Below are 19,040 nucleotides of genomic sequence, written 5' to 3'. Positions count from 1 at the left end.
ATCTCCTTCGTTGGCAGAATTGAGTATGCCGGAAGATCTCTAAATGTGAATGGTTCGATTATGCGGGATACTTACAGAAAGACATAGGCAAAAGATAATGCATAGGCGGGAATTTCAGTTGAGTGCTAACAAAAATTCACAACCACATGTGGATTTGTTATCAAAGAGGAATAATTGTGTCTAAACCGTTCCCTCGAAGAAAAAAATAGTTCATTTTTTGAGCTAAAAACGGATAATAAAAATTATAATCAGTGCAGCAATTATTCCTCAAAAAAAATACATATGTCTTAAATGTAAATAGAATGAAAAGATATAATACCCTTCCCCATGAGCATTTAAGACTTGTGTTTTTATGTCATTGAAAATAAAGAACCAAAAATGATAACACTTGTTATTGTTTTTTGTGCAATTAATTCGATACTTAAGGTTAAGTAAACAATAATGTTTTTATTGAGCAACAAAAAAATAACAAATGGATTTTTTGGAATTAAATGTCGAAAAGTAAATAAAATATAGAATTTAAAACGTGAAAACAGAGATGGATATTGTATGGATGGAGGTTTATGTTTTGATAGACACTAAAGAGAAGGCTATAAGAAAATCACAATCATTAAAAAACCCAATTATTTCAATGCGTTATAATTGTTCATGTCAAAAAGTGTCATCTATTGACGAGATGAATCTTAAAAGTGAAAATACGAACAACTTCGATACGAAAGACATTATCTAATAAATATCTTCACGATTTATCGAAGTGTAGAAAAATCATTAGATGTTCAAGTTAAATATGAAAGGAACTCTCCGTCCTTCATATGCCTCTTGAAATGATAATGATCCAGTGTAGGACTTTTAATGATTTAACTAGTTAAGGAAAATTTAACAATGAAATTCACCAAAATTGCGCTGGCTATGGGTATGGGGATTGCTCTTATGTCTGGTATTGCGAACGCAGCGTCAGATCAGGGGCATGGTACTGTAACTTTTACAGGGTCAATTATTGATTCTCCATGCTCTATCACTCCAGATACCGTTGATCAGACAGTTAACTTAGGTGAAATCTCTACTAAGGCACTGGCTAACGGCGGTAAATCTACACCGCGTCCATTTGATATCAAACTTGAAAATTGTGACGTCTCTAGTTTAACTGACAAAACTGTAACCACCACCTTTACTGGTACTGAGTCTACTGAACTTCCGGGTTATTTTGCGATCGCGGGTTCTGCAAGCGGTGCATCTATTGCAATTACAAACGATGACGGTAGCAATATTAAATTAGGTACTCCGAGCTCTCCAAGCATCATTAAGGATGGCAATAATACCTTACGCTTTGCTGCATATCTCCAAGGTAATGGTGCACAAGCAACTGTAATTCCAGGGGATTTTACCTCTGTGGCTAACTTTACTCTGGCCTATCAGTAAAAATTTAAGGGCCTCTGCATGGAGGCCCTGTTTTGATGCTCAATATTACAGTAGGGGACATTTGATGAAGGTTATTTTTTCAAGACTAATATCTATACTGTTAATGTTGTCATCATGCTTTATCAGCATGTATTCTTTGTATGCTGATGCAAGTTATCTATATGGTAAAGTAAATTTAAATGGTGCAATAATTGATGCACCATGTGCAATAGATGTAGAAAGCAGAGACCAGACAATTGAACTCTCAACTATATCTATAGGCAGGTTTGTTGAGAGTGGGGGGGGGCCGAAAAAAAATTTTATTATAAAATTAGTTAATTGTGATCTAAAAAGATTTGATTATTTAGATAATAAATGGAATGCATTCAACATCACATTTGATGGGGCTATAACAAATAATAATCTCTTTGCTGTAAATGGTGAGGCTCAAGGTGTTGGATTATTGATTATTGATGCTAACGGCAATCGAGCATTACCCGGAGTTCCATTACCGAATATAGAAATAGAACCAGGGCAAATGCTTCTGAGATATACAATGCAATTGCAAAGTAATAATAAGAAATTGCGTGCCGGAGCTTATTATACAACTATTCGTTTTAAAATGGAATATTTCTGATGAATGGAAAATCTTTGTCATACCTCGAAAAAAAAGGTTGTCATAGGGTTGCTATCTTAATTGTAGTAACATTAATGAGCTCCGCCTTAGAGAAGTCATGGGCAGAAGAAAATATTCAATTCAACACAGATGTTCTCGATTTGAACGATAGAACCAAAATTGATTTAAGTCGTTTCTCTCAATCTGGTTATGTAATGCCAGGTAAATATCAAGTTTTAGTAAAGTTAGAAAATAGAGAAATTCCTGATCAAGAAGTGAGCTATATATCGCAAGACGATGATGAGAAAAAAAGTAAAGTTTGTTTGCGTAAAGAACTGGTTTCTCAACTAGGTTTAAAAAATAGTATTCAAAATAAATTACAATGGTGGAATGAAGGAGAATGCTTGGAAGTTTCAAGCATAAAGGGATTGAGTACAAGGATGGACTTGGGTGAGGGTACATTATATATAAATATACCCCAAGCATATTTAGAATATACTTCAGATGACTGGGATCCACCATCCAGTTGGGATGAAGGTATAAATGGTTTCCTTTTTGATTATAACTTAAATTTACAAACTTCGAAAATTAAAAATAGTGCTGGAAGTAATACCCAATCAGTAAGCGGCAACGGGACTACTGGTCTAAATCTAGGGGCCTGGAGACTCAGGGCAGATTGGCAACAGCTGTATAATCATACAACTGGAGTAGCTAATAGTACTCAAACAAATTGGGAATGGAGTCGTTATTATCTTTATCGTGCTATAAAACCGTTAAAATCGACTTTGTCAATAGGTGAGAATTACTTAAATTCTAATCTTTTTGACAGTTTTAGATATACGGGTGTGATACTTGAATCAGATGATAATATGCTTCCACCTAATTTAAGAGGTTATGCACCAGAAGTAATCGGTATCGCTAAAACAAACGCTAAAGTGACAATAAGTCAACAAGGCAGAGTCATTTATGAAACCACAGTAGCATCAGGACCGTTTAGAATTCAGGATTTGAACTCTGCAGTAACTGGCGCGCTTGATGTAAAAATTGCAGAACAAGATGGCTCTGAACAAAATTATCAGGTCCAAACTGCGAATATCCCATATTTGACACGGCCAGGAAGAGTTAGGTATAAAGTATCAATAGGACGACCATCAAATTATTTGCATCATGTAGAAGGGGATATTTTTTCGTCAGGTGAGTTCTCATGGGGGATAAACAGTGGCTGGTCTCTAAACGGAGGGAGTATATACTCTAATAACTATAAATCTTTCAATCTAGGATTGGGGAGGGATCTATTGTTTTTAGGGGCTCTGTCTGCAGATATAACAACATCATCAGCTAACATTAACCCAAGTAATAATAAATCAGGGAAATCATATAGACTTAGCTATTCAAAAAGATTTGATGACTATGATAGCCAAGTAACCTTTGCTGGATATAGATTTACTGAACGTAATTTTATGAGTATGAGTGAGTTCCTTGATGCGAAGTACAGGGGAATTGATGTAGGTAGAAACAAGGAACTATATACGCTATCATTTAATAAACAATTCAGTTCAATAAATCTTAGTTCGTATCTAAATTATAGTCACCAAACATATTGGAATCGGCCAGATAATAACACGTACAGCTTGTCCATGTCTAAATATATGAACTTTGGCGAAATTAAAAATGTCAATATTAATCTGTCCGCTTATAGGTCCATGTATAATAATGTTAAGGATGACGGAGTTTACTTAGGAATCTCTATCCCATGGGAAACAAACTCAACGCTGAGTTTTGATGGGCAGTATGGATCTGCAGGCACAGCAAATACAATGAGTTACTTTGAGCAGGTTAATAGCAGAAATTCTTACAGAGTTAAAGCTGGAGTAGGTGAGCATGGTTCTGGAATAGGAAGTTTATATTACACCCATGAAGGCGACGAAGCACAAGTTAATACAAATCTAAGTTATAGAGGTAATAAATACAGTTCAGCTGGCATTTCTTTGCAGGGGGGGGTAACTGGCACATCTAAGGGCTTTGCATTACATCGAGTGAATTCGATGGGGGGCACTCGCTTGATGGTAGATACTGGAGGAGTAAGTAATGTTCCTGTTCGGGGATTTGGTGCAACATTGAACTCTAACATGTTCGGTAAAACAGTAATTACAGACATTAATAGTTATTATAGGAATACAATTAATATTGATATTAATGATCTGGCTGAAGATGTCGAAGCTACTAAATCCGTGATACAAGGAACTTTCACCGAGGGTGCCATAGGCTATAAAAGTTTTAGCGTGATATCAGGAAGTAAGGCTATGGTCATAATTAGGAAAGCTGACGGGTCTTACCCTCCATTTGGTGCTATCGTCGTAACGGATAATGGTCTTCAGACCGGTATTGTTAATGAAGATGGGAACGTATGGCTGAGTGGTATTAAACCTGATAGTGTAATGAACGTTCAATGGGATGGGGCATCCCAATGTAAGATTCATTTGCCAAAAAATATAACGCAAAATTTGTTACTACCATGTAATTAGTCATTGTAAGGTATGTTTTAATTTTAAAGCTTTAGCTGAGGAAATAAATGAAAAAAATTAATGTTATATCATTTTTGATGATGTCATCAATCTCGATTAATGCATGGTCAGCGATAGCACTCGATAGAACTAGAGTAATTTATAATGGAAGTGAAAAGTCAGTGAGTTTGAATATTTCAAACCAAAATAAAGAGCTACCATATTTAGCTCAAGTCTGGATAGAAGATAGTAATGGAAAAAAAATTAATGATCCATTAACAGCTCTTCCTCCCTTACAAAGGATAGAAGGTGGAGGTAAAGGGCAGGTGAAAATTCAGGGTCTAAATATAGATCAAAAACTACCGCAAGATAAAGAGTCAGTGTTTTACCTAAATCTCAGGGAGATACCGCCAAGAAGTAACAAGCCCAATACTCTACAAATAGCTCTACAGACAAGGATAAAGCTTTTTTACAGACCAAAGACATTATTCGCCGATAGGTCTTTGTTAGATAATCCATGGCAAAAGAAAATATCATTGAAAAAGGAAGGTGGGAAAGTTAAGGTAATTAATCCAACACCCTATTATGTGACTTTAGCAGCAGTATATAATAGTATTGATGGCAAACCTGTAAATGGATTTGACCCAATAATGGTCGAACCTAAATCTAGTTCATATTTAACAGGAAAGTCCTCAGCATTGGGTTCTAATCCAGTACTAACATTTATAAATGACTTTGGTGGAAGACCTAAATTAATATTCAATTGCAGTACTGATAACTGTATTGTAACGGATATGAAAGAAGGTTAATTATTCAGTCAACCTAACTAACAATAGCAAGGCGCAAAAGTGATGAAAATAAATGCTCAATTTATGAATTTTAAAAACAATAAAATATTGCAATTTTGTGCCTTTTTTTTCTTCACAATCACTAATGCATTTGCAAGTAACTTTAGCGTTGAAGGACTGAATGGAAAACTCAATGTTATTGGCTATCTAACGGAAGGAACATGCTGGATTGATTTTGAATCTGAAAATGTATTTATTGATATGGGAGAAATTACATCTTCAACTTTTAAAAAGGTAGGCGATCGTAGCGAGCCTATCCCCTTTTTGATTAAACTGCATGGATGTACGAACGGTGGGGCTAAAAAAAAGGATTATCTTACGGGAAATTATTATTGGGACTCATTACAACCTATTGTTGATGTCAGTTTTTTTTCCACTTTAGTAGAGTCGGATGATGATACTATTTTGGTGAAAGGAGTTCATGGCGTAGGCCTTAAAATTTCAGACGAGAAATATAGAGACATCAAAATGGGAGTTAGTTCGAAACCCCTTTTTTTGATGCTAGGTTACAACGAGATCGTATATCATGTACAACTTATCAAAACGAGCAATGAAATATCAAAAGGCTATTTCATTGCTACTTCGAGTTTTGTGATCGACTATAAGTGAGGGCGTGAAAATGTATAAAATAAGTAGAACAATTTTTCGCTCATTTTTTGCATTATATTATATGGTTTTTAATTATGCTGAAGCAACGATTAGTCCTAGCAACATTGATGTTAGTATAAGTGGGACTATTGTAGCAACAGCTGCATGTAAGTTCTCAGGACAAAATCCTATTTCTATAGAATTTGGTGATGTATACATAAATAATATTTCCAATGAAAGCTATAAAAAAGAAATCAGTTATAAGTTAACTTGTAATGGAGATCCAGATGGAAAAAAAACTCAAATGCAATTTAGTGGAACAACAAATTTTTTTGATAGTTCTGCTCTCAACACTGATGTGAAAGGTTTAAGAATCAAGCTATATGCAAATAATACATCTATCTCGGTAAACAAATGGTTTGATTTTGATATAGCAAACATGCCTAAGCTTTATGCTGTTTTGATAAAAGATAAAAATGCTAGTTTTAAAAATGGTCAAGAGTTTAATGCTACAGCCACACTAAAAGTGTCATATAACTAAGGAGTATATATGATCAAACAAAAAAAATATACTCACTTTAATATTAGTCATTGTAAGGTTTTGCTGATTATACTTTTTTGTATCTCATCTCATGCGAATATAGCAAATGCAGAGGCTACAGGAGATAATGTTAATGTGACTTTTCATGGAACATTGCGAATACCTCCATGTATTATTAATGAAAATAAGAGGACTGAAATAAGATTTGAAACTGTTAGCATTAATAAGGTTGATGGCAAAAATTACATTAAAGATATCCCATACCGTGTAACATGTGAAGCTACAGATTCTTCCTGGCAACTATATATTACTTTAAAAGGGAATGCTGTAACGAGCGATAATGCAGTTTTGAAAACAAACGTCGATGACGTCGGGATAAAAATATATCAAAATGCAACACCATTAGAGATCAATAAACCTTTAAAAGTCTCATTTTCTGATTTGCCAAAATTACAGGCCGTGCCAGTGTTATTGAAAAGCGAAAATATCAAAACTGGTTTTTTCTACTCAGTAACAACCTTGATTGCTGATTACCAATAGGATTTACCATGGGATATGTTAAATTTATTAAGGATAAATATCATTTTTTGTTTTTCATTTATTTGATGATGCCTTCTCCTGCTTTATATGCTGAAACGGTATCATTAAAAGATAACCTGATATTCACAGGTGAGTTAGTTAAAGAGCCCTGCGAATTGGATGTTAACTCATCTGAAATAAATGTAGAGTTTGGTACTATACCTGATAAATATTTATATAAATACTCCAAGACTCACTCACAAAGTTTTACTATTCGATTGCTTTCTTGTGACACATCGATCTCAGATCAAGTCCAAGTGATGTTTTCTGGAGATGAAAGTAATGAACTCCCAGGTTTTTTGAAGGTGTCGAGCGGTCCGGCTTCTGGAATAGCCATTGGTTTAGAAGATGAGAATGGTGATGCTGTTTCTATTAATAAGCTGACACCAAAAGCAAAGCTTGGAACCGGTACAAACCTTCTTAATTTTAGAGCTTTTGTCCAAGCGGAACCATCAGCAATAAATTACAGAACTATTCGTTATGGTGATTTTAAAGCCGTTACGACATTTCAAATAGAATATCCATAGTGCAGGAATATTTATGAAGTCTAAAATTTTGATTCTTAGTTTGTTATTCATATCTAATTTTACTTTCGGTTATACCTGTAAAGGTCAGTTTGGTTCAATCGGTTGGGATGGTGGTTCTGCATCAGTTTATGTAACTGTACAGTCAAATTTAACGACAGGCAAAAATACTATAGTAAATTTGAGTCAGCAAATTACTTGCAAGAATGACTCTGTTGATCCAAATTGGGTCGATTATATGTGGATTGATACGAATGGGATAACCTTAAACCAGTCTATTTTCTCCGGATTAAATAGTGGAGTGACCGTTTCAGGCACAGATTATCGTACGCCAATACCTAAAATTCAGGTATTCAATGATTTAAAATCGCAACAAAGCCGAACAATACCGGTAACTTTATTCTTTGAATTAAGTACACTTAACAAACCATTCAGAATTAAGGCTGGGGATTATTTAGGTAAAATTAATTTTATTCAAGGTAATAGTCGAGATCCTTCCTACAAACAAGGTTATGTTTGGAACTTTTACTCTGCTAATGATGTTAACATAACTACGTCAACATGCGATGTTTTATCTGGCGATCCTATTAATGTAAGTTTCGGTAACATAGAAAGAAGTGAATTACGAGCAAGTGGTATTTCACGATATACAATCACGAAACCATTAAATATTAAATGTAATGGTTCAGATACCATGGATTTAGATGTGGTTTTGAAACCATCCAGTATAGCTTCTTGGAATAAAAACGCAATTCTGACAAACAAGAAAAATCTCGGCGTTGTAACACGTTGGAATGGTGATATCATGAATTTTAATAGTAAGAAAACCTTAAAGATGACGAAGGGTTCGGCTACTGCGTCTCTTAGTTTTACTCCTGTACTACCTGATACAGCTACTTATGATCAGGTTCCTACCGGAAGTTTTAAAGCTTCTGCATCACTAGTTGTGAGCCATCAATAGTTAAAAATTAAACAGGTAACAAGTTAAATGAAATCGAAAAATATTATTGTTATAAGTGATGATGTATTCACTAATCAAGCAATTAAGTATCTAATTAATATTGTTGACTGGTCTGCGAATTTAACTTTCGCTTCTCTGAAGACAGTAATATCTGAAAGTGACTACTCCAGATACGATCTAATTATTGTGGTTTTTAATACGCCAGAGTGTTTGGCATATTTATCTTTTCATTCTACAGAACTTATCTCTAAGAACGATTTGAATAAGTTTTTTATTATTCATGATGACAGGCTCAACGAAACCTTCTTACACCCTTTTTTACATACTTTAAATATAAATTCTCCAGTCGTTAAACTTCGAGAAAAATTAAACAAATTAATAAGTTCAGTATCATTTTACGATAATTGCACTAAAGCAGTTACACTTACAAATCGTCAAAAACAAGTTCTTACACTTATAAACAGAAAAATCAACAATAAAAGAATTGGACAAATATTAGGTATCAATGAAAAGACTGTCAGCAACCATCGTATCGCTATCCGAAGAGCATTTAAAATATCAAAACAGCAGGAAAAGATATTATTTTGCAATGAGATTAACCTTAAGCAACTTATGTCAACTCAATAGATGGTAGTATTATTTTTTACATGAAAGATTGCAATTAAATGAAAATCAAAACTATTATCAACAATAGCGAGTATTGTTCAATTTTGAATCGATATCTTCGCCTTCTCAAGGAATATAAAACAACAACTGTTAGGGTTTCTATTAATGACATCGCCAAAGTTCTAGTTTGTTCTTCGCGTTATGCTCGTGTTCAGCTATTCAAAATGGTTGATTTAGGATGGGTTTGTTGGACAGGTAAGCCAGGTAGAGGAAATTTAGGTTTTCTGCGTTGTAGGCTCGACAGGCACGGAATAGAAGCGCTTCTTGATACGAAAAATTCTTGCATGTCTATTTCAAAATTATCTTATAAATATTCAGATACATCTTTAACTGCAGAATTGAAAGATATCAGGAACTGTATAACTATTCCCTTTTATAGACCTTTGATGCCTTTTTTTCCTGGGCAGTTTTTGCCCAGAACTGAAATGCATCTTATGCAAATGACCTATGTTGGTTTAACTAAGTTCTTATCACAGAACAACTCTATTCAGCCCGGAATTTGTGTTGATTATAGGGAGTCAAAAGATAGACTGACTTGGTCTTTTTATTTAAATGAGAACTTAATTTGGCATGATGGTAGTCGTCTTGAACCATCTCAACTTTATAGTGCTGTTGATGGTTTTATAAAATCAAAAGGAATGCCATATGTCACTGAGGTAATCAAAGATAAAAATATTATCCATTTTAATTTATCGCAACCTGACTCATTATTACCATTACGTTTAGCAAATCCGCTCTATTCTTTTAGTCATCCAAATAATTTCATGATTGGTATGGGACCATTTAAATGTGTTAAGTTTTGCAGCGAAAGCGTAGTTTTCCACAAATTTACTGCAAATGGTTGTTTGTCTCAAGTAGATCAAGTTCATTATGATATCAGTTTCAGAAAAGCACTTGATTGGGCTTCGACCGTTATGCTTTCGGCTAACTCTAATCTTAGGTATGTCGATTCTGACCTCAATTGCAAGCACATAAAATCAGATGCATTAGCTTTTCTTTGTGTCAATGACAACTCGCCTAGAATTACATCAAACCACTCAAAATTCATACACAATTTTACAAGTATATTATCCCAAAAAAATCACAACATACAAAATCATGCATCAGATATTGATGAATTATTCAGTGGCATCTATTACGAAAATTATAACGAGGATTGTTATCACTGTTTGCCCCCAGCTTTGACTCTTGCTTACTATCAAACTCCACTAATTGAGAGTTTTGCGAATAAATTGAAACAATGCTTTAACTATAGGGGATGTAAATTATCTCTAATACCAATTCAAGATTCTCACTGGTATCTAGATAATATAAAATGGGAACGATATGATTTGCTGATTGGTTTCTTTCAATTTTCATCATACCCTTCATTTTCCTTAGAGGAGTTTTATAGAAATAATATATGCTTTGATGTTTTTTTTCACTTTCTGGTTCGTGAAAGAATAAATAAATTCCTTTCAAAAATAGCGAAATTAAAAATAGGAAGGTATGACTTTTATTTTAAAAAAGCTTTTAAGTTATTGTTAAAATCACAATCTATCATTCCTTTGTTTATGCAGGAATATAAGTTTATGCATGAGGATGACATTTCTGATATTGAATTTTTTCCTCAGCTAAATCCTGATTTCACCTCTATCAAAATTAAAAATTAATCTAAATATAGCGGTTGAAAGCAACTTTCAACCGCTAAAATATTAACTTAAACAGGGTTTTTTATAAAGCTCTGTTTATCTTTTGAATAACTAATCACAATGTTGTTCATATTCTTTTCTTCATTCAAGGTTTCATCTGGTATATCAAAAACAACATTTAACAAGCTTTCGATTTCATTGAATTTATTTTTTACCTTTAAGCTAGTATCATACCTTTTTAAATACAATATTGTAATATTTCCCAAGGATTCAATCATTGTTATTTCAGATACTCTCACAATAAAGTCTTCACCACTACACTTTTGGAATTTAATGAAAAAGTCATATTGTTTAGTTTTCAACTTTAATCTCCTTTTTCTTTATAATATCATTCTTTTAAAGAATGTATCTCCTGTTTGTCTTAAAATACAAAAGGCATTAATCCAAAGTTATCATCATATTCATCAGCGATTATATGAAAGGCTTGAAAAGCATCGCGCGTTTATGCTAGTAATAGCGTTCAGATTCAAATTCAGAATCTGAAATCTATTTCAGTAAATTTTTTTTTGGAGTAATTGCTGCACTAAATTTTTTTATTCTTGTTGCATCTCAACTCAATTATCTTTAAATTGCGTGTGGGATAATCACAATCACAATCACAATCACAATCACAATTGCAATTATTTTAACCTGCATTGCCTTTTTAAAAACGAACTGTTAATTTGCCTCTGTGTAAAGGAAACCCATTTGTTGTAAAATGCTTTAGATATATTTCTGTGTTTCTTCACTATTTTATGTGGATGTTGCGAAAGGATTCTATTTCTGTTAAAGTCATGAGAATTTAATTACAACACTAGGTTAATAGCTTGAAAAGCATCCATGCTCAGAATGAAATCGATAATTCTATTCATACAATGTGTATATTTCTAGGAATATATCTGCATATGTTGTGTTTTAGAAAAAATATATCCTAAGTTTATTTTTTCTTTTCTACTTTCATCGCGCTAAGCTTGTTACTATTTTTCTATACCACTGATAGAAATCGTTTCCAGTCATAGGTCTTGAATAAAGATAACCTTGAGCGTAAGGAACATTATTATCATTCAACCAATTTGACTGATCAGTTGTGCTGACGCCTTCAGCTATTGTACTAAAACCCATGCGATTACTTAGATCTATAATAGTATTCAATACCGGGGTGTCTGTTCCTGCTGATGTAATCGTGTCGATAAAGCATTTATCTATTTTAAGATAATCCACTGGTAAACCTTGAAGTAGATTTAATGAACAGTAACCGGTTCCAAAATCATCTACAGCTACCTTACATCCTTTCTGACGAAGATCGCTTAATTTTTTAGAAGCAGTGATTGTATCCTCAACAATGCTACGTTCAGTGATTTCCAGTACTAGGCAAAAAGATGTTTCTAAAGATCTCCTGAGTCGGAGAACATCATTTATGAATGTACTGTCAGCGAGATGAGATGGAGCAATATTTACACCAAGGTGAAATGGAGCATTTATTTTCCAGTGCTTCACATCATTCTCAATCAGGCGAAAAAGATGTTGTGTTAGTTTTATTATCATTCCTTTTTCTTCAGCCTCTCCAATAAATATCTCCGGTGATATAGTTTTGCCGTCGAAACGTTCCCAGCACATCAATGCTTCTGCACCGATACACATTCCTGATTCTGTTTTACAGATTGGCTGATAATGGACAGAAAATTCACCTTCAGTAATACCCTTACTAATTTCATCCCCTAAAGAAGTTTTCCTTAAAATCCATCGGCGCCTTAGATACACACCACCCAAAGTCAATAAAAAGGTTATTGGCGCAAGAAATAGCAGATTATGGATAATATAGTGGCTAAGTGATAATAAAGGCGTTAGGACCTGAATGCGTGCCTGACTATAATTAGAATCGAACGCTGATCTAAAAAATGGTGTGCGCCTACTATTCTCTTTGTTTCCAGTGATAATTAGACCATCACTAAATTGCAACTGCAGTTCCTGATTATTTACATTATAAAGCGAATCTATTAGGTCAGTGAAATATAATGCATCCACTACGCTGAAAGCAGTTACGTGATTACTCATACCTAACGCATAAATTATGACTACATGTCCTGGTTCACTACTGGTACCTTTTATTGCATTTATTTTTAGACTTCCGTAAGGTGCAGAAACAGATACTATGAAAATTTTAGATACAGTCTGTTGCCAGGATCCCGTAATAGAAGAACATATCAATATATCATCCCTAATTATTCCTACACTGCGAATGTATGGAGTGAATGCTCCTATTTCAGTTATTTTTTTAGGGGGGGGTGACACGACTTAGCATCAGTTTTTCCAGTATTTAAGGCTGCGTTCCGAGCAATAGATGTGACATGATCAATATGATTAATCATAATGTTAGCTGTAGATGCGGTATCTCTTTCTAGCTGACGTAAGGCCATTCCAGATGATAGGATAACAACTAATATCGCGGGGACGATGGTGTTGACTGCTATTGTCTTTCTACTTTTTTTTCATAAATTAACTCACTTTTTTCTTAGCATAAGTTTATTATTTTTTTGTTCCCGTAAAAATGATGTTCGTCCCTAATTTGTACAACGTTAATAAACAACTTAACAGAATAACAATCAGCCTTTAGTATTTGATGTTTTGACAAAGTACTAGTGTAGTGTAACTGAAGTACAGAGGAATAGTAAATATCAAGTTCTATTTTCGGAAGTTTACCAAATGTTTAGTACGTTTTACTTCATTTCATATAGCAGGTCTTGATGCTACAGCACAGATGTTACTAATATTCGCGCCTTAAAAGTCTGCAGATGTAGTAGGCTTTTAGGGAATGAATTTCATACTCTTCGTCAAATCGATTATATACAATTCCTGCTACTTTTGGATGTATTTTCTTTGAAAAACATACCGCAATCTTAGAAATGACTTTAATCAATACTTGATGTTATACACATTTAGATACGTCTTTTAGACGAACAGAATATCTGTATCTTCTACGAGGTTAGTTGGCTTGTCAGAGGAATCTGCTGACCCTGCTGGCTAGCTTGGAGCCGGGCTGCTGTAAAATGATGTGACCCATCCAGATTGTTCCAGATTAACCTTGCCGGCATTCAGCAGAATTTGCTGAATGCCATCTCCGTCAACCGCAAACCAGAATGAGAAAGATTGTTGTCCAGATGATCAATAGTCACTGGTGTTGCAAGATCCTTGCAGCACTGCAGCGTAAAAAACTCGAGATAGCGGGAGATAAGTTCCCTGTCAGGCGCAGACTGGCGCTCCCGACAGCCACTTCGCAGGTCATCACCTCACCGTAAGCGGAACCGGATGGTTCATAGTGTGGTTCTGCATGATGTGACAGGGACATGTCAGATACCACAACAGGGATGACAGCATCAGGTTTACTGACTGAACGTTGTATTTCATCGGGCAAAAGGTGGCTGTAGCGCTGGCGCCATGTAAACAACAGATTGTCATTAATCCCGTGTTCTCTGGCCAGTTGGGCCACGCAGGCTCCAGGCTGATAAGATTTTTCGACAAGTTCCAGTTTAAAGTCCATGGAGTAAGACGCACGAACCCTGCGGGGACGAAGAGAATCTGACATTGATAGAGTCCATTAACGTTTATAAGAGGACTCTATCATCGTCAATCACCGAAAATTTCAACAGACGGTACTGAGATGACGCTTACATGTCATATGACTAACGGGAAGAGGGGAAAATCTAGTGTGACAAACTGCACTCATTTAACTGTGACAAACTACCCTCAGGATAGGGTGACAAATTGCCCTCAATTCTGGCTCCACTACCGGTTACAGCCAAAAAAACTATAAGTAAGCGCAGGATGCCAGGGAGGGAACAGCAAAACTGTGACAAATCCCCCTCAACCTTCCAGATCAAATGTGACGAATCACCCTCAAATCTGTGACAGATAACCCTCAGGCTATTCTGTTGTCATCGAGGTGATATCACGGAAGGAAAATACGATATGAGTCGTCTGGCGGCCTTTCTTTTTCTCGATGTAAGAGAGGCGCATAGGTGTCCGGCTATTGATCTCATCAACACTTGCCTGCAGGAAACGGCGGCGAAAATCCGGCATACGCTGATAACTTTGAGGTAGCTGGTAGCGCTCCATGATCCAGTCGATTTTCAGGGACACGACACCAGAGCCATCAGGTTTACGGTACTGACACAGAGATTCGTATAAACGCATGGCATACGGATTGGTAATCTCTTTTGTTTCACTGAGCCGGAACTGCGTAAACCGGTTCTGTAGCCCGATGAAGAAGGGCATGAGATATGGGTTGATATGTACGCTGTAAAGCCCTCTGGATGGACTGTGCGCACGTTTGATAAACCAGGGGAAGGATTCATACCCTTTTTCATCGCCGGCATCCTCTTCAGGGCGATAAAAAACCACTTCTTTTGACCTGCCCCCAGGATTAGATACAACCGTCAGTTAGTAAGGTCGGTTTGTTTACCTTCACATTTTCCATTTCGCCACCGTGCTGCAAACTCTGATGGCGTCTGATATTTCAGTGCTGAATGTGGACGACACTCGTTATAATCCTGCCGCCAGCCATTAATGATTTTCCTTGCGTGAACGATATCGCTGAACCAGTGCTCATTCAGGCATTCATCGCGAAATCGTCCGTTAAAGCTCTCAATAAATCCGTTCTGCGTTGGCTTGCCCGGCTGGATTAAGCGCAACTCAACACCATGCTCAAAGGCCCATTGATCCAGTGCACGGCAAGTGAACTCCGGCCCCTGGTCAGTTCTTATCGTCGCCGGATAGCCTCGAAACAGTGCAATGCTGTCCAGAATACGCGAGACCTGAACGCCTGAAATCCCAAAGGCAACAGTGACCGTCAGGCATTCCTTTGTGAAATCATCGACGCAGGTAAGACACTTGATCCTGCGACCGGTGGAAAGTGCGTCCATGACGAAATCCATCGACCAGGTCAGATTGGGCGCCGCCGGACGGAGCAGCGGCAGACGTTCTGTTGCCAGCCCTTTACGACGTCTTCTGCGTTTTATGTCAACGCCAAGATTTATGACCGTTTTTCGCCATTTTTAATGTCCGCTATTTGATCACTTCTGTTGTCCGCTTTCCGCCATTTCATCATCACTGATTGGCGTTGCGTTTTTGGCCAGCACTCCGGCTTTGCGTTTTTCCTTCAACCGGTAACTTTCTCCTTTTATATTCACTGTGGTTGAGTGGTGTAGCAACCGATCCAGGATCGCCGTTGCCAGTACGTTATGACCCCGTTATCGCCGAACATCTCTCCCCAGTCTGCGAAGCCTTTGTTTGATGTCAGGATTATGCTCGCTTTTTCATACCGGCGATTCAGCAGGCGGAAGAACAGACTGGCTTCCTCTCTGTTCATCGGCAGGTAGCCTATTTCGTCCAGGATTAGCACCCGCGCATAGCTCAGCTGTTGTAGCTGACGCTCCAGCCGGTTTTCCAGTTTCGCTTTCATCAGCGTTGCTACCAGCCTGTCGAGTGGCATGAACAACACCCTGTGACCTGCATCCGCCGCTTTCACGCCGAGGGCTACGGCCAGGTGGGTTTTCCCCACGCCGGGAGGACCCAGCAGGATCACGTTCTCACAGCGTTCCACGAACGCCAGACCGGCCAGCTCCCTGACAACCTTACGATCGATTCCTGGCTGGAAGCTGAAGTCGAACTGCTCCAGCGTTTTGACCCACGGCAGACGGGCCTGCTTCAGCCGGGACTCCATGCCGCGCTGGTGCCTGCCGTTCCATTCCTGCTGCAGCGCCATACACAGGAACTCCCGGTAGTTCAGCTCCTTTTTAGCTGCCTGCTCTAACAAGCTTTCAACGTGGTAGCTAAGGTGCTCCATTTTCAACCGGCTCAACAGCGCTTCAAGTTCATGCATCACAGCAGCTCCTCATACGCACTCAGTGGACGATGCTCCACCATGCTGACCTGCTGCCAGAGCGGGGCATGGTGTTCTGGCACCGTTTGCCAGCCAGATGATGCTGAACAGAGCCGGTGTGATGCTACCTGCTGCTCATTACTGTAGATCCGCAACTCATCATCCAGCGATATGCGTATAGAGACCGGCTGACCACACAGCGTTTCGGGAACGCTGTAGCGATTGCCGCCAACCTCGATATAGCTGTCCCAGGACACATGACGGATGTCGAAGTAACTGGTATCGAAGTCCGTATCCGGCAACGGCTGCAGATGCTCCTGCTCGAGCGCGAAGCGCTGTTCCGGGGTTTGTCTGAACTGGCGAAGCTCCCGCTTGTCAGCCACATCAGCCATCCATTGCTCCAGTTGCTGGTTAACATGAGCGAAGCTGTCGAACCTGCGATAGCGGACGAAGAAGTTCTCCTTGAGATATTTCACCATCCGCTCCACCTTACCTTTGGTTCTGGCCCTGCGCGGACGGCAGGCACGCGGCAGGAAGTCATAGTGGTCGGCCAGCAACAGGAACCCGGAGTTGAACACCACTTTCCCGTTGTTATTTTTCAGCACCGCCGCTTTCTGGTTATCAACCAGCACGGTTTTCACACTGCCACCGAAGTAGCGGAAGGCGCGAACCAGCGACTCATAGGTGTGTTCAGCATCCTGCTTTGGCGCGGCGAAGACATGGAAGCGACGGGAGAACCCCAGCGTATTAACCGCGAAGTTAACTTTGCATCGCTGCCCGGCGACCTCAACCTCAACCCCGCCCCAGTCGTGCTGCAGCTGGTAACCGGGCTGGGTTTCGAAGCGGACCGTTTTCTTCGACGGACGCATTTTGCGTTTGGGCTGGATGTAATAGCGCAGCATGGAGCGACCACCGGTGTAACCCATCGCTTTGATTTCTGCGAGGATGACCTCGCCATTCCAGACATTTTCGGCCAGACGCGTATCGATATAGTCCATAAACGGCTTCAGTTTGGCCATTTTGTGGCGCGTCTTTCTGGCCGGTGGTTCAGGGTATTTAAGATACCGTCTGACGGTGCGTTCAGAGCAACCCACCTGAGTTGCAATGTCGATAATGTACGCACCCTGCTTACGCATTTGCTTTATCATGTAAAAGTCCTCTCTGCTCAGCATGTCGATGTCCTTTCTGGTGTGAGAACCTTAAGGAAACAACATGTTGGGTGGAGCGGACAATTCAAATGGTGAATTACCGTCTTATATCATTGGCGCTAACATTTACGCCCAGGCCACTGAGGTGATAAAGCCGGTACACGCGCTTATGATTAACATGAAGCCCTTCACGGCGCAGCAATTGCCAAATACGACGGTAGCCAAAACGCCTGCGCTCCAGTGCCAGCTCAGTGATGCGCCCTGATAAATGCGCATCAGCAGCCGGACGGTGAGCCTCATAGCGGCAGGTCGACAGGGATAAACCTGTAAGCCTGCAGGCACGACGTTGCGACAGACCGGTCGCATCACACATCAGCATCACGGCTTCCCGCTTCTGGTCTGTCGTCAGTACTTTCGCCCAAGAGCCACCTGAAGCGCCTCTTTATCCAGCATGGCTTCGGCAAGCAGCTTCTTGAGTCTGGCGTTCTCTTCCTCAAGCGACTTCAGGCGCTTAACTTCAGGCACCTCCATACCGCCACACTTCTTACGCCAGGTGTAAAACGTGGCATCGGAAATGGCATGCTTGCGGCAGAGTTCACGGGCGGGTACCCCAGCTTCGGCTTCGCGGAGAATACTGATGATCTGTTCGTCGGAAAAACGCTTCTTCATGGGGATGCCCTCATGTGGCTTATGAAGACATTACTAACATCGGGGTGTACTAATCAACGGGGAGCAGGTCACTTTACCCGCAAAACCTTTTAAAGCCTGTCGTATATCCTTACTGGCTTCAGCGGAGGTCAGCCCGAATGTTTCAGCGTATATAGCAACGTGAATTTCGCAGATGCCGTCATGTTCCTGCAGGGAGCCGTCGGATTTTCTGATCTGGTCAACGAACAGATACAGCATACGCTTTTGATCCCTGGAGAGACTATATGCCGCCTCAGTCAGCTCATTTGACTGGACAATCCGCGGGCTATTTTTACGTTTTTTATGGTTTATAACCGCTATTTCCGCCATGACAGGTCCATGTGAAGTGTGACAGATTTTAAGATTGTCACACTTCATAAAACAGAGTCAACAGGGATGGATAACTTTGTGAAAAGCAACACTTTCTGAGGG

16 protein-coding genes and 5 pseudogenes are annotated in these 19,040 nt (G+C 38.7%); 11 read left to right on the top strand and 10 right to left on the bottom strand.

Annotated elements, in window-relative coordinates:
* The first annotated feature begins 882 nt into the window (after positions 1-882).
* The 11 genes from V3W49_RS19625 (at position 883) to V3W49_RS19575 (ending at position 10,877) form a co-directional block, all read left to right on the top strand.
* Entirely contained in the window at positions 883-1,419 is a 537-nt protein-coding gene (locus V3W49_RS19625) for a fimbrial protein (RefSeq protein WP_500147689.1), read from the top strand.
* 64 nt (positions 1,420-1,483) lie between these two features.
* Complete coding sequence (locus V3W49_RS19620) at positions 1,484-2,035, top strand: fimbrial protein (protein ID WP_500147688.1); 552 nt, start codon at positions 1,484-1,486, stop codon at positions 2,033-2,035.
* Positions 2,035-4,539 carry an outer membrane usher protein gene (locus V3W49_RS19615; protein ID WP_500147687.1) on the top strand — a complete coding sequence of 835 codons (2,505 nt, stop codon included), beginning with the start codon at positions 2,035-2,037 and terminating at the stop codon, positions 4,537-4,539. The genes V3W49_RS19620 and V3W49_RS19615 overlap by 1 nt, the downstream gene beginning before the upstream one ends.
* A gap of 47 nt (positions 4,540-4,586) precedes the next feature.
* Positions 4,587-5,327: a fimbria/pilus periplasmic chaperone gene (locus V3W49_RS19610; RefSeq protein ID WP_500147686.1), complete on the top strand. Its 741-nt coding sequence runs from the start codon at positions 4,587-4,589 to the stop codon at positions 5,325-5,327.
* A gap of 42 nt (positions 5,328-5,369) precedes the next feature.
* Positions 5,370-5,975, top strand: coding sequence for a fimbrial protein (locus V3W49_RS19605; protein WP_500147685.1), 606 nt, complete (start codon positions 5,370-5,372; stop codon positions 5,973-5,975).
* A 10-nt stretch (positions 5,976-5,985) separates the two neighbouring features.
* Positions 5,986-6,495 (top strand): fimbrial protein, encoded by a 510-nt coding sequence (locus tag V3W49_RS19600; protein WP_500147684.1) that lies wholly within the window; start codon positions 5,986-5,988, stop codon positions 6,493-6,495.
* A 9-nt stretch (positions 6,496-6,504) separates the two neighbouring features.
* Positions 6,505-7,035 (top strand): fimbrial protein, encoded by a 531-nt coding sequence (locus V3W49_RS19595; protein ID WP_500147683.1) that lies wholly within the window; start codon positions 6,505-6,507, stop codon positions 7,033-7,035.
* 8 nt (positions 7,036-7,043) lie between these two features.
* Complete coding sequence (locus V3W49_RS19590) at positions 7,044-7,601, top strand: fimbrial protein (RefSeq protein ID WP_500147682.1); 558 nt, start codon at positions 7,044-7,046, stop codon at positions 7,599-7,601.
* A 13-nt stretch (positions 7,602-7,614) separates the two neighbouring features.
* Complete coding sequence (locus V3W49_RS19585; RefSeq protein WP_500147681.1) at positions 7,615-8,559, top strand: fimbrial protein; 945 nt, start codon at positions 7,615-7,617, stop codon at positions 8,557-8,559.
* A 27-nt stretch (positions 8,560-8,586) separates the two neighbouring features.
* Positions 8,587-9,186 (top strand): helix-turn-helix transcriptional regulator, encoded by a 600-nt coding sequence (locus V3W49_RS19580; protein WP_500147680.1) that lies wholly within the window; start codon positions 8,587-8,589, stop codon positions 9,184-9,186.
* Between the two features lie 38 nt (positions 9,187-9,224).
* Positions 9,225-10,877, top strand: coding sequence for an SgrR family transcriptional regulator (locus V3W49_RS19575; protein WP_500147679.1), 1,653 nt, complete (start codon positions 9,225-9,227; stop codon positions 10,875-10,877).
* A 47-nt stretch (positions 10,878-10,924) separates the two neighbouring features.
* On the opposite strand, the gene V3W49_RS19570 is transcribed toward V3W49_RS19575, so the two are convergent.
* The 10 genes and pseudogenes from V3W49_RS19570 to V3W49_RS19525 form a co-directional block, all read right to left on the bottom strand.
* Positions 10,925-11,218 carry a hypothetical protein gene (locus V3W49_RS19570; RefSeq protein ID WP_500147678.1) on the bottom strand — a complete coding sequence of 98 codons (294 nt, stop codon included), beginning with the start codon at positions 11,216-11,218 and terminating at the stop codon, positions 10,925-10,927.
* Positions 11,219-11,852: 634 nt separating this feature from the next.
* The gene (locus V3W49_RS19565; RefSeq protein WP_500147677.1) at positions 11,853-13,187 is read right to left on the bottom strand and encodes an EAL domain-containing protein; all 1,335 of its coding nucleotides are present in this window, start codon (positions 13,185-13,187) and stop codon (positions 11,853-11,855) included.
* Positions 13,188-13,870: 683 nt separating this feature from the next.
* Complete coding sequence (locus V3W49_RS19560; protein ID WP_368547388.1) at positions 13,871-13,987, bottom strand: DUF6685 family protein; 117 nt, start codon at positions 13,985-13,987, stop codon at positions 13,871-13,873.
* A 77-nt stretch (positions 13,988-14,064) separates the two neighbouring features.
* Positions 14,065-14,478: a transposase gene (locus V3W49_RS19555; protein WP_500147676.1), complete on the bottom strand. Its 414-nt coding sequence runs from the start codon at positions 14,476-14,478 to the stop codon at positions 14,065-14,067.
* Between the two features lie 338 nt (positions 14,479-14,816).
* Positions 14,817-15,311: pseudogene (gene repE / locus V3W49_RS19550) on the bottom strand (replication initiation protein RepE); the annotation flags it as partial.
* A gap of 17 nt (positions 15,312-15,328) precedes the next feature.
* A pseudogene (locus V3W49_RS19545) lies at positions 15,329-15,919 on the bottom strand (integrase core domain-containing protein); the annotation flags it as partial.
* A 45-nt stretch (positions 15,920-15,964) separates the two neighbouring features.
* Positions 15,965-16,773: pseudogene (istB, locus tag V3W49_RS19540) on the bottom strand (IS21-like element helper ATPase IstB).
* The gene (istA, locus tag V3W49_RS19535; protein WP_500147675.1) at positions 16,773-17,945 is read right to left on the bottom strand and encodes an IS21 family transposase; all 1,173 of its coding nucleotides are present in this window, start codon (positions 17,943-17,945) and stop codon (positions 16,773-16,775) included. The pseudogene istB and the gene istA overlap by 1 nt, the downstream one beginning before the upstream one ends.
* A 103-nt stretch (positions 17,946-18,048) precedes the next feature.
* Positions 18,049-18,590: pseudogene (locus V3W49_RS19530) on the bottom strand (IS3-like element ISSen4 family transposase); the annotation flags it as partial.
* Positions 18,591-18,662: 72 nt separating this feature from the next.
* Positions 18,663-18,938: pseudogene (locus tag V3W49_RS19525) on the bottom strand (RepB family plasmid replication initiator protein); the annotation flags it as partial.
* Between the last annotated feature and the right edge of the window lie 102 nt (positions 18,939-19,040).

This window comes from Rosenbergiella sp. YN46, assembly GCF_036620675.1.
Lineage (GTDB): Bacteria > Pseudomonadota > Gammaproteobacteria > Enterobacterales > Enterobacteriaceae > Jejubacter.
This window is presented reverse-complemented; position numbering and strand designations above follow the sequence as displayed.

Bases quoted from the DNA above. Each gene is read 5' to 3' on its own strand.
- V3W49_RS19625 (WP_500147689.1), top strand. From the start codon at position 883: ATGAAATTCACCAAAATTGCGCTGGCTATGGGTATGGGGATTGCTCTT.
- V3W49_RS19620 (WP_500147688.1), top strand. From the start codon at position 1,484: ATGAAGGTTATTTTTTCAAGACTAATATCTATACTGTTAATGTTGTCA.
- V3W49_RS19615 (WP_500147687.1), top strand. From the start codon at position 2,035: ATGAATGGAAAATCTTTGTCATACCTCGAAAAAAAAGGTTGTCATAGG.
- V3W49_RS19610 (WP_500147686.1), top strand. From the start codon at position 4,587: ATGAAAAAAATTAATGTTATATCATTTTTGATGATGTCATCAATCTCG.
- V3W49_RS19605 (WP_500147685.1), top strand. From the start codon at position 5,370: ATGAAAATAAATGCTCAATTTATGAATTTTAAAAACAATAAAATATTG.
- V3W49_RS19600 (WP_500147684.1), top strand. From the start codon at position 5,986: ATGTATAAAATAAGTAGAACAATTTTTCGCTCATTTTTTGCATTATAT.
- V3W49_RS19595 (WP_500147683.1), top strand. From the start codon at position 6,505: ATGATCAAACAAAAAAAATATACTCACTTTAATATTAGTCATTGTAAG.
- V3W49_RS19590 (WP_500147682.1), top strand. From the start codon at position 7,044: ATGGGATATGTTAAATTTATTAAGGATAAATATCATTTTTTGTTTTTC.
- V3W49_RS19585 (WP_500147681.1), top strand. From the start codon at position 7,615: ATGAAGTCTAAAATTTTGATTCTTAGTTTGTTATTCATATCTAATTTT.
- V3W49_RS19580 (WP_500147680.1), top strand. From the start codon at position 8,587: ATGAAATCGAAAAATATTATTGTTATAAGTGATGATGTATTCACTAAT.
- V3W49_RS19575 (WP_500147679.1), top strand. From the start codon at position 9,225: ATGAAAATCAAAACTATTATCAACAATAGCGAGTATTGTTCAATTTTG.
- V3W49_RS19560 (WP_368547388.1), bottom strand. From the start codon at position 13,987: ATGCCGGCAAGGTTAATCTGGAACAATCTGGATGGGTCACATCATTTT.
- V3W49_RS19555 (WP_500147676.1), bottom strand. From the start codon at position 14,478: ATGTCAGATTCTCTTCGTCCCCGCAGGGTTCGTGCGTCTTACTCCATG.
- istA (WP_500147675.1), bottom strand. From the start codon at position 17,945: ATGCTGAGCAGAGAGGACTTTTACATGATAAAGCAAATGCGTAAGCAG.